The sequence below is a fragment of the Blastopirellula sp. SH421 genome (assembly GCF_057808535.1).
This window is the reverse complement of record NZ_CM173712.1, coordinates 4,373,970-4,388,187: the sequence shown is the minus strand read 5'-3', so window position 1 is coordinate 4,388,187 and position 14,218 is coordinate 4,373,970. Positions and strand designations below refer to the sequence as shown.

General features: G+C 56.5%; 12 protein-coding genes. 7 read left to right on the top strand and 5 right to left on the bottom strand.

Translation table 11 applies throughout. The annotated features are described in order from the left end of the window. Positions 1-57 precede the first annotated feature (57 nt). The 4 genes from ectA to SH421x_RS17770 all read left to right on the top strand — a co-directional run bounded on the left by ectA (position 58) and on the right by SH421x_RS17770 (position 3,414). Positions 58-639: a diaminobutyrate acetyltransferase gene (ectA, locus tag SH421x_RS17785; RefSeq protein ID WP_488850987.1), complete on the top strand. Its 582-nt coding sequence runs from the start codon at positions 58-60 to the stop codon at positions 637-639. Continuing rightward, positions 636-1,919: a diaminobutyrate--2-oxoglutarate transaminase gene (gene ectB / locus SH421x_RS17780; protein ID WP_488850985.1), complete on the top strand. Its 1,284-nt coding sequence runs from the start codon at positions 636-638 to the stop codon at positions 1,917-1,919. The genes ectA and ectB overlap by 4 nt, the downstream gene beginning before the upstream one ends. 109 nt (positions 1,920-2,028) lie before the next feature. Next, on the top strand, positions 2,029-2,415 hold the full coding sequence (locus SH421x_RS17775) for an ectoine synthase (RefSeq protein WP_488850983.1): 387 nt from the start codon (positions 2,029-2,031) through the stop codon (positions 2,413-2,415). Between the two features lie 99 nt (positions 2,416-2,514). Then, positions 2,515-3,414: a phytanoyl-CoA dioxygenase family protein gene (locus SH421x_RS17770; RefSeq protein WP_488850981.1), complete on the top strand. Its 900-nt coding sequence runs from the start codon at positions 2,515-2,517 to the stop codon at positions 3,412-3,414. Positions 3,415-3,684: 270 nt separating this feature from the next. Here the strand turns inward: SH421x_RS17770 and SH421x_RS17765 are convergent, their stop codons facing one another. Next, positions 3,685-5,166 (bottom strand): aldehyde dehydrogenase family protein, encoded by a 1,482-nt coding sequence (locus tag SH421x_RS17765; RefSeq protein ID WP_488850979.1) that lies wholly within the window; start codon positions 5,164-5,166, stop codon positions 3,685-3,687. A 207-nt stretch (positions 5,167-5,373) separates the two neighbouring features. Here SH421x_RS17765 and SH421x_RS17760 point away from each other — a divergent pair, with 207 nt between their 5' ends. The 3 genes from SH421x_RS17760 to SH421x_RS17750 are packed head-to-tail and all read left to right on the top strand — an operon-like array spanning position 5,374 to position 9,057. Next, positions 5,374-6,270: an FAD binding domain-containing protein gene (locus tag SH421x_RS17760; protein ID WP_488850977.1), complete on the top strand. Its 897-nt coding sequence runs from the start codon at positions 5,374-5,376 to the stop codon at positions 6,268-6,270. A gap of 25 nt (positions 6,271-6,295) precedes the next feature. Continuing rightward, complete coding sequence (locus tag SH421x_RS17755) at positions 6,296-6,769, top strand: (2Fe-2S)-binding protein (RefSeq protein ID WP_488850975.1); 474 nt, start codon at positions 6,296-6,298, stop codon at positions 6,767-6,769. Further along, positions 6,769-9,057 (top strand): xanthine dehydrogenase family protein molybdopterin-binding subunit, encoded by a 2,289-nt coding sequence (locus tag SH421x_RS17750; protein ID WP_488850973.1) that lies wholly within the window; start codon positions 6,769-6,771, stop codon positions 9,055-9,057. The genes SH421x_RS17755 and SH421x_RS17750 overlap by 1 nt, the downstream gene beginning before the upstream one ends. Here the strand turns inward: SH421x_RS17750 and SH421x_RS17745 are convergent. The 4 genes from SH421x_RS17745 to SH421x_RS17730 all read right to left on the bottom strand — a co-directional run bounded on the left by SH421x_RS17745 (position 9,054) and on the right by SH421x_RS17730 (position 13,359). Further along, complete coding sequence (locus tag SH421x_RS17745) at positions 9,054-10,247, bottom strand: glycosyltransferase family 61 protein (RefSeq protein WP_488850971.1); 1,194 nt, start codon at positions 10,245-10,247, stop codon at positions 9,054-9,056. The genes SH421x_RS17750 and SH421x_RS17745 overlap by 4 nt on opposite strands. 103 nt (positions 10,248-10,350) lie before the next feature. Continuing rightward, entirely contained in the window at positions 10,351-10,614 is a 264-nt protein-coding gene (locus SH421x_RS17740; RefSeq protein ID WP_488850969.1) for a MoaD/ThiS family protein, read from the bottom strand. A gap of 83 nt (positions 10,615-10,697) precedes the next feature. Next, the gene (locus SH421x_RS17735) at positions 10,698-11,738 is read right to left on the bottom strand and encodes a YncE family protein (protein WP_488850967.1); all 1,041 of its coding nucleotides are present in this window, start codon (positions 11,736-11,738) and stop codon (positions 10,698-10,700) included. A 106-nt stretch (positions 11,739-11,844) separates the two neighbouring features. Continuing rightward, positions 11,845-13,359, bottom strand: coding sequence for a sulfatase (locus tag SH421x_RS17730; RefSeq protein ID WP_488850965.1), 1,515 nt, complete (start codon positions 13,357-13,359; stop codon positions 11,845-11,847). Positions 13,360-14,218: the final 859 nt, after the last annotated feature.

Below are 14,218 nucleotides of genomic sequence, written 5' to 3'. Positions count from 1 at the left end.
AATTGCAATCGTGGTAGGGTGTTTAGCTCGTCTTTGATTGACGACTGCATCTAGGCAATGGCAAGCGTCGGATTAACCATCCACGGCAAACAGAGAAAACTAACTCCACTTCATGCGATGACCGAGACTTCCCCCCCGGCGGAAAACGACAGGGAGTCCGTTCGTCTGCGTCGTCCTGAGAAACAGGATGCTCAGTCGTTGTGGAGATTGGTGTGCGCCGACGAAACGCTGGATACCAATTCCTGCTATCTCTATCTGCTGCAGGCGACCGAGTTCGCCGATTCGTGCGTCGTTGCTGAACTAGCCGGTGAAATTGTCGGATTCGCTTCCGGATTTCGCCCGCCGACGCGCCCTCAATCGCTGTTCGTCTGGCAAGTGCTGGTTGCGCCGCCCGCGCGCGGCATGGGACTGGCCAAGCGGCTGCTGTTGTATTTGGTCGAGCAGGGAACAGCGGTGCAGTTTGTTGAAGCGACGATTACCCCATCTAACGCCCCGTCGCGCGGTTTGTTTGCGTCGCTAGCGTCCCGGTTGGGAGCAGCGATCGAATACTCGCGACACTTTGAATCCGCGGACTTTGGCGCTTCTGGACATGAGGCCGAAGAACTGGTCCGCGTTGGCCCTCTCTTGGAGAAAGAATGAATATTTTTCAGCGAATGGAATCGAACGTGCGCAGTTACTGCCGCTCGTTCCCTACGATTTTCACGCGTGCAAAAGATCACTTGCTGTTTGACGAACAAGGACGCTCGTTTATTGACTTTTTTGCAGGCGCTGGCTCGCTCAACTACGGTCACAACAACGAGGTGATCAAAACGGCCCTGCTAGAGTATCTTTCGGCAGACGGAGTGACGCATGCGCTGGATATGTCGACGGTCGCCAAGCGTGACTTGTTGCAAACGATGCAAGATGTTTTACTTGCGCCGCGGGGACTTGATTACAAGGTGATGTTCCCTGGACCGACCGGCACCAATGCAGTCGAATCAGCGCTAAAGCTGGCCCGTAAAGTGACCGGTCGCGCCAATGTAATCGCGTTCACCAATGGCTTTCACGGCATGACTCTCGGTTCGCTGGCGTTGACCGGTAACTCCGGCAAGCGCGCCGGCGCCGGCGTGGCCTTGTCGGACGCCTCGCACATGCCGTTTTGCAGCTACTTTGACGCGGATACGGATACGATCTCGCTGATGGAAAGCTACCTGAGCGACAACAGCAGCGGCATCGAGCCACCGGCGGCGTTTATCGTCGAAACGGTACAGGCCGAAGGGGGCGTGAACGTTGCGTCCAAAGAATGGCTGCAACGATTAGCGGCGCTCGCGAAAAAAGTGGGCGCTTTGCTGATTATGGATGACATCCAAGTCGGCTGTGGCCGCACAGGTCCGTTCTTTAGCTTTGAATTCGCAGGGATTCAGCCCGATATCGTTTGCTTGTCCAAATCGTTCTCGGGTTATGGATTGCCGTTAGCCGTCGTGTTGTTAAAGCCTGAAATTGATGCCTTTAAGCCAGGCGAGCACAATGGAACCTTCCGTGGACATAATCCGGCGTTCGTGACTGCGGCGGCTGCGCTGCGCACTTACTGGCAAGATGATCAACTTTCGCAAGCGGTCAATCGCAAAGCACGGAAGGTCAAAGCGACGTTGCTCGATCTGGCCGAAGCGTATGGCGCCGATGTTCGCGGGCGTGGTTTGATTCAAGGAATCCAGTTCCACGAAGGAGATGTCGCTGGCAAGATCTCGCACGCCGCATTTCAGCGAGGTTTGATTATCGAGACAGCCGGACCCAACGACGAGGTGGTCAAGACCTTGCCGCCGTTGACAATTGCCGATGACGCGCTCGACAATGGGCTGCAGATACTGGTCGATTCGGTCCGCGAGGTGATGGGGAATCCCAAATCCAAGTCGACGCCAAGCATGGCGACCGCCGACTAGGTCGTGTGCCGCTGCTGGCTCGTTTCAGCATTGTCTGCGGCTTCTCGATAAGATGCCTATTTACTATGCGCGTCGCATTCAGCGACGCGCTGCACGGAGATGCTATCAAGTGATCGTCAAAAAATTAAGTGAAGTTGTCGGAACCGCCGGCGAGGTCGTTTCCGAAAATTGGACCAGTCGTCGTTTGCTGCTCAAAAAGGATGGCATGGGCTTCTCGCTGCATGACACGATTATTCGGGCCGGAACCACGACTCCGATTCACTACCAAAATCATCTAGAAGCCGTTTATTGCATCGAAGGCAAGGGACGCGTCCAATTGGTCGACTCAGGCGAAGTCTTTGAGATCGAAGCCGGCACGGTCTATGCGCTCGACAAGCACGACAATCATCTGTTGTCAGCCGATGTCGACATGCGAATGGTTTGCGTCTTCAACCCGCCGATCGTAGGGACAGAAGTCCACGACGAAAATGGGGTCTATCCGGCGATCGTAGATTAGCAATCGGGGGCTTCTGGGCGATGAATTGTAATCCGAAAGTAGCCTAGCAAGGAACCAATAACCGACAATCGGTTGATCCAACTGGAGAGGAAATACCCCGTGTCGAACGTCGTTGAAATTCATCGTGATCCGTACACCTCCCGTCGGGGAGAAGTGTGGGAAGCTGCGCCGCGCGTCGATCCGATTGTTTGGCCGGGGCGCAGCGGCACTTTGCCCAGCGCCGAGATCGATAATTTTGCGGCAAATGGGTATCTCTCCTTTCCGCAACTACTAAGCCCCGCCGAAGCGGCCCAGGCTCTGGCGGCAGCCGAAGCGATGCGACAAAACGCGGATCAAAATCGGCCTGAAGTCATTGCTGAACCGCAGCATAACGAAGTACGCACCATCTTTCGCGTGCATCGCGATAACGACTATTTTCGGAGCATCTGTCTCGACCGTCGAATCGTCTCGAAGGTCGAGCAGATTCTCGGCAGCGACGTTTACATCCACCAATCGCGAATCAATTACAAGCCGGCCTTTCACGGCAAAGAGTTCTTTTGGCACTCTGACTTTGAAACCTGGCACGTTGAAGATGGCATGCCGCGCACGCGCGCCATCAGCGTTTCGATCAGCTTGACGGATAATCACGAATTCAACGGCCCGCTGATGCTGGTCCAGGGTTCGCATCGGTATTACATTCGGTGCGTCGGTGAAACGCCGGAGAACCATTACGAGACGTCGCTTAAAAAGCAAGAGTTTGGCGTCCCTTGTCGCCAGGCGATCGAGTTTCTCACCAACCAAGGCAAGATCGAAGCGCCCAAAGGGGGCCCCGGTTCGGCCCTGCTGTTTGATTGCAATACGATGCACGGTTCGTCGAGTAATCTGAGCCCGACGCCGCGGACCAACTTGTTTGTGGTTTATAACAGCGTCGAAAATCAGCTCGAAGAACCATTTGGCGGCTTTGCTCCCCGGCCTGAGTACCTGGCCGAGCGTGAGATCTGCTCGTTGGCTGAAGTCTAGAGCGACTCCCTTGTTGTCGCTGGCGAATCAGCCCAACCGACACCGCTGTCGGCAGAATCGACACAAAAAAACGACCAGGCATCGCTGATGTCGGTCGTTTTTTGTTTTTTGCAGCGACTTCTTAGGCATTTCTGGCGGCAGAGAAACTTCTCGCTTAATGGCACAACTTGTGCTGTTAATGTTTTCCCCTACTGGCCTGCGCCAGCTCGTACCGGATCGCGTCGGCACGCGATCCGGTCGAGTTGGCCATGTTTCTTCGGACCTTGCTTGTTAATCGGCCAGACTGACCGTGACGGTCTTGTTCTCCAAGTAGCCATCCAAGCCAGCAGCGCCCAGTTCGCGTCCCAGGCCAGACATCTTGAAACCGCCAAACGGAGCGGCCGTATCAAAGACGTCGTAGCAATTGACCCAAACCGTCCCGGCACGAACATCCGCGGCAAAGCGGTGCGCCTTTTTAACGTCCTTGGTCCAGACGGCGGCGGCTAGTCCATAGAAGGTATTGTTCGCGCGCTGGATGATGTCGTCCTGTCCTTTGAAACGCAGGACCGACATGACCGGGCCAAAGATTTCGTCGGTCGCGATCTTCATGTCATCGGTCACGTCGGCAAACAACGTTGGCTCTACGTAAAAACCTTTGTCACCATGTCGATTGCCGCCGCTCAAAAGGCGAGCGCCTTGCTTTTTGCCATGCTCGACATAGCTCAAGATTTTGTCCATCTGGCGCTGATCCACTTGCGGGCCTTGCTCGGTATCGGGATCAAGCGGATTGCCGAGCTTGCGATCCCGATTCATCGAGACCATGCGATCACAGAATTCATCGTAGATCGAATCTTCGACAAAGACGCGACTGCCGGCGGTGCAGCATTGGCCTTGGTTAAAGTACAAGCCGAAGTGAGCTCCTTCGATCGCCGCTTCGAGATCGGCGTCTGCGAAGACGACATTGGGGCTTTTGCCACCGAGCTCAAAGGTAATCCGCTTCATTGTGTCGGCGGCGTTTTTCATGATCGTTTGGGCGGTGATATGCTCACCGGTGAACGCGATCTTGTCGACGCCTGGGTGTTTGACCAACGATCCGCCGGCAGTCGGGCCGAAGCCGGGGACCACATTGATCACGCCGTCGGGGATGCCGGCCTCCTGAGCCAACTGCGCCATTCGCAAGCAGGTAAGCGGCGTTTGCTCGGCCGGTTTCATGACGATCGTGCAGCCTGCTGCGAGTGCTGGTCCCCACTTCCAGGCGGTCATGAGCATCGGGAAGTTCCACGGGATGATCTGGCCGACCACTCCGACCGGTTCACGCCGCGTATAGCAGAAGTAGTCGCCGCGAATCGGAATGGTGGAGCCTTGGATTTTGTCGGCCCAACCGGCGTAGTATTTCAAACAGTCGATCACCAGCGGCAGGTCGGCGGCTCGGGCGTCACGAATCGGCTTGCCGTTATCTAGCGATTCGAGAGCGGCCAGCTCTTCTTGTTCTTGTTCGATCAATTCGGCCAAGCGATAGATCAATGCGCCGCGATCACGAGCATCCATTTTGCGCCAGGGGCCGCTGTCAAAGGCATTGCGAGCCGCACGAACCGCAACGTCAATATCGGCGGCGTCCCCTTCGGCAACTTCGGCGATCACTTCTTCGGTCGCCGGGTTTAAGGTCGCGAACGTTTTTCCGCTCATCGCGGGGACCCATTGGCCGTCGATAAAGCACTGCGTATGGCGAACTTCGGGAGAAGTCGTTGTTTCAGATCGAGAAATCGTAGCCATGACGGGTATTCCTTATTCAACAAGTAGAGACGGGATCTGTATTGTAGGGGGTTACGCCTGTCGCAAGCAATCAGTTTTGAGGCAGGACTCGTCCTGGCTGCGTTGGAAAGAGTTCTTACACGCGATAGAATAACCGCCATACACCATGCCGCGATCAAAAGAATCAAGCAAGTGATCGCTTGGGCGACGACTGTCAGGAGAGATTTTTTGCAAGATTTCGACTATGCTGCGCCGATTTCCACCAACGAAGCGGTCCAGTTGCTGGCAGATCCTACGCATCACGCGGTCGTGTTGGCGGGCGGCACCGACATTTTAGTTTTGTTGCGAGAACGGCGTCGCCGCGCGACACTCGTTGTCGATGTCAAAAAAATCGCCGAATTCAATGAGTTGGCGATGACCGCCGAGGGGGGACTGTTTCTCGGCGCCGCAGTACCCTGTAGCCGCATCTATCGCGAAGCGGCAATTGCTCAGAAGTACGCTGCGCTGGTTGATGCCGTAAAGATCATCGGCGGTTGGCAGATACAATCGCGGGCCACGGTCGGAGGAAATCTGTGTAACGCGTCTCCCGCGGCAGATACGATTCCGCCGCTGGCCATCTATGACGCCGTCGCCGAGATCGCCGGGGCTTCAGGCCGCAGACAAATGCCGGTCGCCGAATTTTGCACCGGCAGTGGGAAAAATGTCTTGTCGCGAGGGGAACTGCTGGTCGCGATTATCTTTCCGCCGGTTGCAGCACGTAGCGGCGCCGCCTACCAGCGATTTATTCCTCGAAATGAGATGGATATCGCGGTAGCCAGCGCCGCTTCCTTTGTCGAGCTTGATGACAAAGGAAGCATCCGAAAGGCCCGCATCGTGTTGGGCGCCGTGGCGCCAACTATGGTTCGCGCCTGGAAGGCGGAAGAACTGTTGATTGGTGAAGCTCCGAGTGAAGAATTGTTCACCCAAGCAGGGGCTCTGGCCGAGTTGTCCGCCCAGCCGATTGACGACATGCGGGGAACGCAAGAGTATCGCACGCATTTGTGCGGCGTGCTGACGAGAAGAACGCTGGCGATCGCCGTCGAACGGGCCCAGGCCGTCGAACGCACCCAGTCAAAGCAGAAATAACAGGTCTCACCCGGTAGGTTTTAGCGTGGCCAAGAAAAAGCTGATTACTGCGAAAGTCAACGGCGAACAGCGCGAGTTTGCTTGCGAGCCGCGGCAAAGTTTGCTGGAGGTGTTGCGGGATGCGTTGCAGCTTACCGGCGCTAAGGAAGGTTGCAATAACGGTAACTGCGGCGCTTGTACGGTGCTGCTCAACGGCGAACCGGTCGTCAGTTGCTTGGTGCTGGCGCTGGAGTCCGAAGGAGCCGAGATCGAGACGGTCGAAGGGATGGCCGTTGGCGGCAAGTTGCAACCACTGCAGCAATGCTTTCTAGAGGGCGCCGCGTTGCAATGCGGCGTTTGTACTCCCGGCTTTTTGATGACGGCCAAGGCGCTGTTGGCGCGAACGCCGCATCCCAGCGAAGAGGAAATTCGTTTTCAACTTGCTGGAAACCTCTGCCGCTGCACCGGGTACGACAAGATCGTGCGTGCCGTGCAAGCCGCTGCCGAAGGAGCGAAATGATGAGCGACGTCTCCCCGATTTCTTATAGTGATAAAACCTATAAAGTAATAGGTACGCGGCCGGTTCGGCATGATGGCGCCGACAAAGTGACCGGTCGCGCCCAGTATGGCGCCGATGTACAGATTCCGGGGGCTGCCGATGGCAAGGTTCTCCGTAGCCCGCACGCGCACGCGCGAATAAAGTCGATTGATACGTCCATTGCTGAAAAAATCGACGGCGTGTATGCGATTGCGACCGGCCAAGATTGGCCCAATTTGATCGACAAAATCGCCGATCTGGGCGAAGGCTCTGTCCACTTGAAGGATTTGAGCGAGAACTGCTTGGCGGTCGACAAAGTCTATTACAAAGGGCACGCGATTGCTGCGGTTGCCGCTCGTAATATTCACATTGCGGAAGCAGCGATCGCTGCGATTCGGGTTGACTACGAGCTGTTGCCGGCGGTGACTTCGGTGCTTGCTGCGATGCAACCGGACGCGCCGATCTTGCACCCCGGCTTGAAAACCGAGACCCTGGGCGAGTCGAACACCCAACCGACCAACATCGATCGTCATGTCCATTTTGAAACCGGCGATCTGGCGGCAGGCTTCGCCGCCGCTGATGTGATTGTCGAGAAAGAGTTCCAGACTGCGACCGTCCATCAAGGTTATATCGAGCCGCAAGTCGCGACAGCGCTGTGGAATGAAGATGGGCAACTCAAGATCTGGACATCAACGCAGGGGGCGTTCACCGCGCGCCACCAAACGGCTGAACTGCTGCAACTGCCGATCTCAAAAGTCACCGTCACGCCGTGCGAAATCGGCGGCGGCTTTGGCGGCAAGATCGCCGTCTATTTAGAGCCGGTGGCCGCCATCCTGAGTCGCAAATGTGGTCGCGCCGTCAAGATGACGATGCAGCGCGACGAGGTGTTTGAAGGGACTGGCCCGACTCCGGCCTCTTACGTTCGCGTCAAACTGGGCGCGACAAAGGAGGGAAAGCTGACGGCCGGTCAGGCCTATCTCGCCTACGAATCGGGCGCTTTCCCCGGCGGCGTGATTGGGCCGGGCGCGATGTGCATCTTTAGCTGCGTCGAACTGCCAAACGCGGTCGTCGATGGTTATGACGTTTGCGTTAACAAGCCCAAGACCCAGGCCTATCGCGCGCCTGGCGCAACACAAGCGGCGTTTGCATTTGAGTCAACATTCAATGAGTTGGCCGAGCAGTTGCAGATCGATCCGCTGGCGATTCGGCGGCTTAACGCTGTGAAGGCGGGTTCGCGACGTGTCGATGGTCCGGTTTATCCTCGGATAGGTTATCTCGAATGCTTAGACGCTGCGCAAAATTCGTCGCATTGGAATACCCCGCTCCTCGGTCCCAATCGAGGACGCGGGATCGCCGCCGGCTATTGGTTTAATATCGGTTTAAAGTCGAGCGTCTCGGCGTCGGTCAATGCAGATGGGACGGTCCATCTGCTGGAAGGCTCGACTGATATCGGCGGCACACGGACTTCGATCGCGATGCAGTTGGCCGAGACCCTCGGCATCCCGGCGGCTGATGTGCTGCCGAAAGTGGTTGACACCGACAGCATCGGCTATACCGACGTCACCGGCGGCAGTCGTACAACATTCGCCACCGGCATGGCGGCGCACAAAGTGGGGCTCGATCTGCTCGATCAACTGACAGCTCGTGCCGCATATTTGTGGGAATGTGATCCCGCCGATGTGCAGGTCGACGGTGATCTGTATCGTTGGGGCGATCAGCAGATGACTTTTAAGCAACTCGCCGAAAAGTTGCCCAAGACCGGTGATCCAGTGGTGGGCCGCGCAGCGGTTTCGCCGTCAGGGCCGACCAACGGGTTTGGAGTCCATCTTGTCGATGTCGAAGTCGATCCCGATACGGCGAAGGTCAAAATCTTACGCTATACGGCAATCCAAGACGCAGGCAAAGCGATTCATCCCAGCTATGTCGAAGGTCAAATGCAAGGCGGAGCAGTCCAAGGAATCGGTTGGGCGCTGAACGAAGAGTACTTCTACGGCGACGATCACAAAATGCGTAACGCTTCGTTGCTCGACTATCGCATTCCTACTTGTCTGGATGTGCCGATGATCGACACGATCATTGTTGAAGTTCCCAACCCGGATCATCCGTTTGGCGTGCGGGGAGTTGGCGAAACTCCGATTGTTCCTCCGCCTGCCGCGATTGCCGATGCGATCTATCACGCGACCGGCGTACGCATGACGCAACTGCCGATCTCACCGCCGCGTCTGTGGAAAGCGATGAGTCAGCAAGCAAAGCAGCAGAACCAAATCTAAGCCGCCGCCGAAGCGTCATGTTCGGCCTCTTCCGCCAGGAAGCCGATCAATTGATCGCGCAATTGCGGCACGTCGACACGGATGTTGGCGTCGACTCCTTGCTGCTTGACCGGCTGACCGAAATAGACGCCGTAACGCAGGCCGTTGATTTCAGCCAAGTAGTGAAAGAACAGTGGAGCACGACAGGCCGGCGTAATCTCGAAGACCGCCGTGCCCGGTCTTGAATACACCAGATTCGAGAACCCGGCGCCATGCGGGCCCACCACAACGCTCGCTTGTTGAAATAACTGAATCTGTCGCTGCAACGGCAAGTCTTCTAAGAATACCTTTTGAAATCCTAGCGGCGCCAATGCGGCAAATAGTTCCGCTTCGTTTACGATATGCCGCGACGAAAGGCGACGCCGCGCGATGTACAGTTTCAATCGCTCGGCATGTTCGTAGTGCGACCATGACTGGGCTTGCATGTTCTCGCGCAGATAGGCGACGCCTGCTGGCTGGGGATAGTAACAAGCGACGCTCGGCACAATTAAGCAATTCGCTTGGATGTGGGTGAAGTGTCCCATCGGCAAAATCTGCGAAGACTCAATGCCGAGCAATTTCAGCGACTCGAAGGCGAACGCATGCCGCTTGGGCGCGGCGACATAGTCAAACGAGACGCCAGCTTGTTCGATCAGCCGCAGTTGCGACAGCATCTCGAAGGTCCAGTGATAATAGTTGCGCTGCGCCAAGCCGCGCGTCATTACTAGCACGTTCCCGTTGATGCGCCGCGGTTTTGGCAGATGCGTGACGATACGCCCAGCCGTGAAGACCGAAGCGAGCGATCCACCTCCCAGATTTTCTAGCACGCCGCGCTCAGGCGTGATCAAGACTCCTTGCCGGCTAAAGATGCTTGAATGTCGGAGCAGCGCTACGCCGCCTGGCGGATATTCGATCGTCATCTCGCCGTTCCAACAGCGATCGTGCTCGTTCATCAAACCGGCGGCGATCAGCGATTGGTACGCTGGTTCGACCTGATCGATGGCGCCGAACATGGTTCTCGGTGGGAACGAGCGATGCAGTGGATCTTCTAACGGAAAGCTGAGTTGCGAGTCACGGCAATGTTCCGTCGGAGCGGCCACGCCAAATTGTCGCCACCAAGCGTTCAATAGGCGGGTACGCAGGTTTTTGACGGTCTCAGATTTCAGACGCATGCCAATTCGACTTAAACGGGAATGTCTTGTTTCGCTCGGAGTCTATCGAGAAACGCCGCCTGTTCGCAAGAGTGAACGAACAGTCGCCCCCCCTGGGGGCTGTTTATCCGCCGCCAATTGCCGGCAAAAAATAGACTTCGCTTTCCGCTGCTAGCCGTGCTGAGAGCCCTTTGTCGCTGAGTGCGCCGTCAATGGCAACTTGAAGACTTGGCCGAATCCGGTCGCCATCACAAAGCCGCTCGCCAACCCCAGGAAACTGGGTTTCTAGCGTCTCGATCAGTTGGCGGACGTTGGCTGCGTCCACGATAAGACGTTCGGCGCCGGCAGTGAAGCGGCGAAGTTGAGCCGGAATATGGACGATCGCCATGGCTGCTAACTCCAAGCAAAACGCCGCGTCTAGGCGGAGACGCGGCGCTGGAATTTTCAAACTAGCAGAGAGTGAAGTGGAAGTTACTTCAGTCCTGAAACGGCGATTACTTGGCCTTCGTTCTTGTCGAACTCTTTGCCCAGTTGGCCGATGTACAGTTTGCCGTCTGGCCCAAACGTGCAGGCCACCGGCCCTAGCAGTTTGTCGGTCAGCACCTCGATTTCGGCGGCGCCTGATTCTTCGGGCAGCGTAACGATCGCCAGTTTGCCAGGGTTCACCTGGGTCAGCGCCCAGTTGTTGTCGACCACGGCCAGCTTTTTGGTGCCTGGAATCACGGCAAAACCCATCGGGTCTAGCAGGCCCGGCACAGTCCACTGCTTGGTCGGTTTGCCGCTTTCTAGGTTCCACTCGACAATCAGACCGTCGTCTTTGCCGCCGGCGCCAGAGTACAACGCCAGGATTGCGTCGTCGCCCCACAAGGCCGTCGCCATCGGCGAGTTGATCGCAATGTCGTTGTCATCCGCCGAGAAGAGCGGGCTCAGCTTTTTGTCCGCCACGTCGACCTTCAAGATCCACGTCTTGGCGTCGGCGCCTTGACCGGCGACATAGATTGTTTTGCCATCGGCGCTGGCGGTCATGCCGGTCAGGTTGCCTTCTCCTTTGTCGGTCGGATCATCGGAGGTTGGCGGAACCGAGTTGGTCGCTTCTCCGGCTTCGACTTTACCAGGGCCTTTGAAGAAGACGACGGTCTCTTCGCCGTCAAGCAGTCCGGCGTTGGTAACGGCCAAGGTCTCTGCATCCAGCCAGATGGCCGACAACGGACCTAGTTTAAAACGTTTATCGCCTGACTCGGCGTCGACCTTCCAGTATTCGGTCGGAAACCCGGTGAGATATTCTTTGAGTTCGCCTGCTTCTAGGGTCAACACGCGTCCATCGGCAGAGTCGCAGATCGTCAGCATGCCGCTGGGGCTGAAGCTAACGCCGGAAGGATTTGACAAACCTTTGGCGGCGACTTCGGCCGAGTACCCCTCGGGCAAACCGAGATCAACAACTTCGGCGTGCGCAGCAGTCCCGCACCACGCGGTGGCTGCAACAATCAAACTGCTAAGCATCGTTTTACGCATTAGGCGCCTTTCTTCTGGTGAGTCATCAAAGTGAACCGATACCGCGGCTATTCAAGGATAGTGTAACACTCTCACTTGTCGTGCGCCGACCTCCCTGGACCGGTTGCTAACTGCCTGACTGATTGGCCGCTTTAAAGTTTGGATTGGCGGTCGGTAAGATGGCTCCCACGTCTTTGCGCCACTGACGCAGCTTTTGGTGAAGTTCCTTACGTTTCGTAGGTTGCTCATCCGCCAGGTTGTGCTGTTCACCGATATCGTCTGTCAGATGGAACAACTCGAGCTTGCCGTCGTCGTACCACTCGATCAGCTTCCAGTCTCCTTCACGCACTGCCGCGGTGGGCGAACCTCCTTGGTTGCCATAGTGCGGGTAATGCCAAAAGATCGGGCCGCGATCCAGCGGCTTCCCTTCTAGCGCCGGTAGAATGCTGACTCCATCGGTGTCGATATTTTCCTGGGGCTTGTCCCCTGGCTTATCGATCGCGGCCAAGATTGTCGGCAGAAAATCAGGACTGGTGACGATCGCATCACTTTCGCTGCCGGCTTGGGTCACGCCGGGATAGCGCACGATCAGCGGTTCGCGAATTCCCCCTTCGTACATCCAACCTTTGCCACCGCGAAGCGGCAGATTGCTGGTCGGGTGACCTTCCGAAGTAGACAAACCGCCGTTGTCTGAAGTAAAGATCACCAGCGTGTTATCGGCCAGTTGCAAGCGATCGAGCGCGTCCAACACTTTACCTACGGCTGCATCCATCGCTTCGACCATGCCGGCATAGACCGCATGCTCTTGCACCAGGCGAACTTTGCTTTTCCCTTCTTCACCCCAGATCGGTCCGGCGATGCGAATCCGTGATTTGAGGTCTTCATACTTCTCTTGCAAGTCTTTCCGCGCCATCAACGGCGTATGAACCGAATAGAACGAGAGATAAGCCAAGAACGGCTCGTCCTGGTGCGCTTCGATAAACTTCACCGTTTCACTGGCCAGCCGATCCGGCAAATGTTCGCCAGCAGGGCCATCGCTCAGGCGAGGATTGCCATACGGCGAAAAGTACTTCTTGCCGCCATAAGGCCCCCCGCGATCGATGCCGCCGATGTTGACGTCAAACCCCTGATCCTCGGGCCAATGACCTGCCGGGCCTAGGTGCCATTTGCCAGCAAAAAAGGTCGCATAGCCGCGCTGCTTTAGCGCTTCGGCCAAGGTCGTTTCTTCCAAGGCCAACTCGGTTTTGTATGGCGCCGGCAATAGCGGCGTGTTGCGGTTCCACTTGTCTGGCTGCGCGGCGCCGATGTAATCGGTGATGCCGACCCGCTGCGGATACTTGCCGGTCATGATGCTGGCCCGCGTCGGCGAACAAACCTGACACGCGGCGTATGCATTGGTGAATCGCATCCCAGCCGCCGCCAACCGGTCCACATGCGGCGTATGGTAAAAGCTTGACCCGTAAACGCCGATATCTTTCCAGCCCAGATCGTCCACCAAAAAGAAGACAATATTCGGCGGTCGAACCTCCTCGGCAGCCTGAGCTTGGTTTTTGCCAAGGCCAAAGGCAAACAACATCAAGGGGACGATCAGCAGCCCCCAAACCAAAGTGGTGAGCCGAGATCGAGACTTCAAATCAAGCATGTAATTTCTCAGATGCGACAAGATCGGAAGGGGGGAATGGTGACTGCTCAGTATCGACCGATTTCAACCGCCAATCAATCCAAGCAAAATAGAGCAGTCAGGATGAATGAGTGGCATGGCAAAAATGCCAAAGCACGGATGTCCTCCAGTTTCGACTGGACTGGACAGCGCACGTTTTTTTTCAGTGGGCGAGTGGACCGAACAGCGCGCGTTTTTTCTCAGCGGGTGAGTGGACCGGACAGCGCGCGTTTTTTCTCAGCGGGTGAGTGGACCGGACTGTGCGCATTTTTTTCTCAGTGGGTGAGTGGACCGGACTGTGCGCATTTTTTTCTCAGTGGGTGAGTGGACCAAACGGCGCGCGTTTTTTTTCGGAACAGTGGACGACCCAGCCGAATAAAGAAACTTCCCTCAGCGCGCAGCAGACCCGACTTTGTTTGCCCACTGGCCAACAAATTTTTTGCAGTCCGCGCGTTCCGTTTCACCCTGCCATCGACCCGAAGTCCGTACGCTCTCTCAAGCAACGCTCCCCAGGACCGCCGCAACCAAACTTGCCGCCAACGCTGGAGACGACGACGGCGAAATCCTTGGTCCAGCCAATTCAAAACCAAGCATCACCCAGCGGCAAAATAACAACCTTTGTCCGCCGAATTGGTTTTGTAGCGAAACAACAGACAAGGGCCAGCAATTCAGTTGCCCACCAGACAAAAATTCGTTCTCTATTGGCACCTTCGTCGTCAGAAAACAGGTCGAAAAGTAAGGCCCAACCGATGCCCTGATACCTGTACAGAATTATATCAAAACGGGGCGAAAAAACAACCTTATTTTTTTTGGGGGGGGGGGGGGGCTTGGCCGCCCTGGC

Bases quoted from the DNA above. Each gene is read 5' to 3' on its own strand.
- SH421x_RS17740 (WP_488850969.1), bottom strand. From the start codon at position 10,614: ATGGCGATCGTCCATATTCCGGCTCAACTTCGCCGCTTCACTGCCGGC.
- ectB (WP_488850985.1), top strand. From the start codon at position 636: ATGAATATTTTTCAGCGAATGGAATCGAACGTGCGCAGTTACTGCCGC.
- ectA (WP_488850987.1), top strand. From the start codon at position 58: ATGGCAAGCGTCGGATTAACCATCCACGGCAAACAGAGAAAACTAACT.
- SH421x_RS17735 (WP_488850967.1), bottom strand. From the start codon at position 11,738: ATGCGTAAAACGATGCTTAGCAGTTTGATTGTTGCAGCCACCGCGTGG.
- SH421x_RS17745 (WP_488850971.1), bottom strand. From the start codon at position 10,247: ATGCGTCTGAAATCTGAGACCGTCAAAAACCTGCGTACCCGCCTATTG.
- SH421x_RS17730 (WP_488850965.1), bottom strand. From the start codon at position 13,359: ATGCTTGATTTGAAGTCTCGATCTCGGCTCACCACTTTGGTTTGGGGG.
- SH421x_RS17750 (WP_488850973.1), top strand. From the start codon at position 6,769: ATGAGCGACGTCTCCCCGATTTCTTATAGTGATAAAACCTATAAAGTA.
- SH421x_RS17765 (WP_488850979.1), bottom strand. From the start codon at position 5,166: ATGGCTACGATTTCTCGATCTGAAACAACGACTTCTCCCGAAGTTCGC.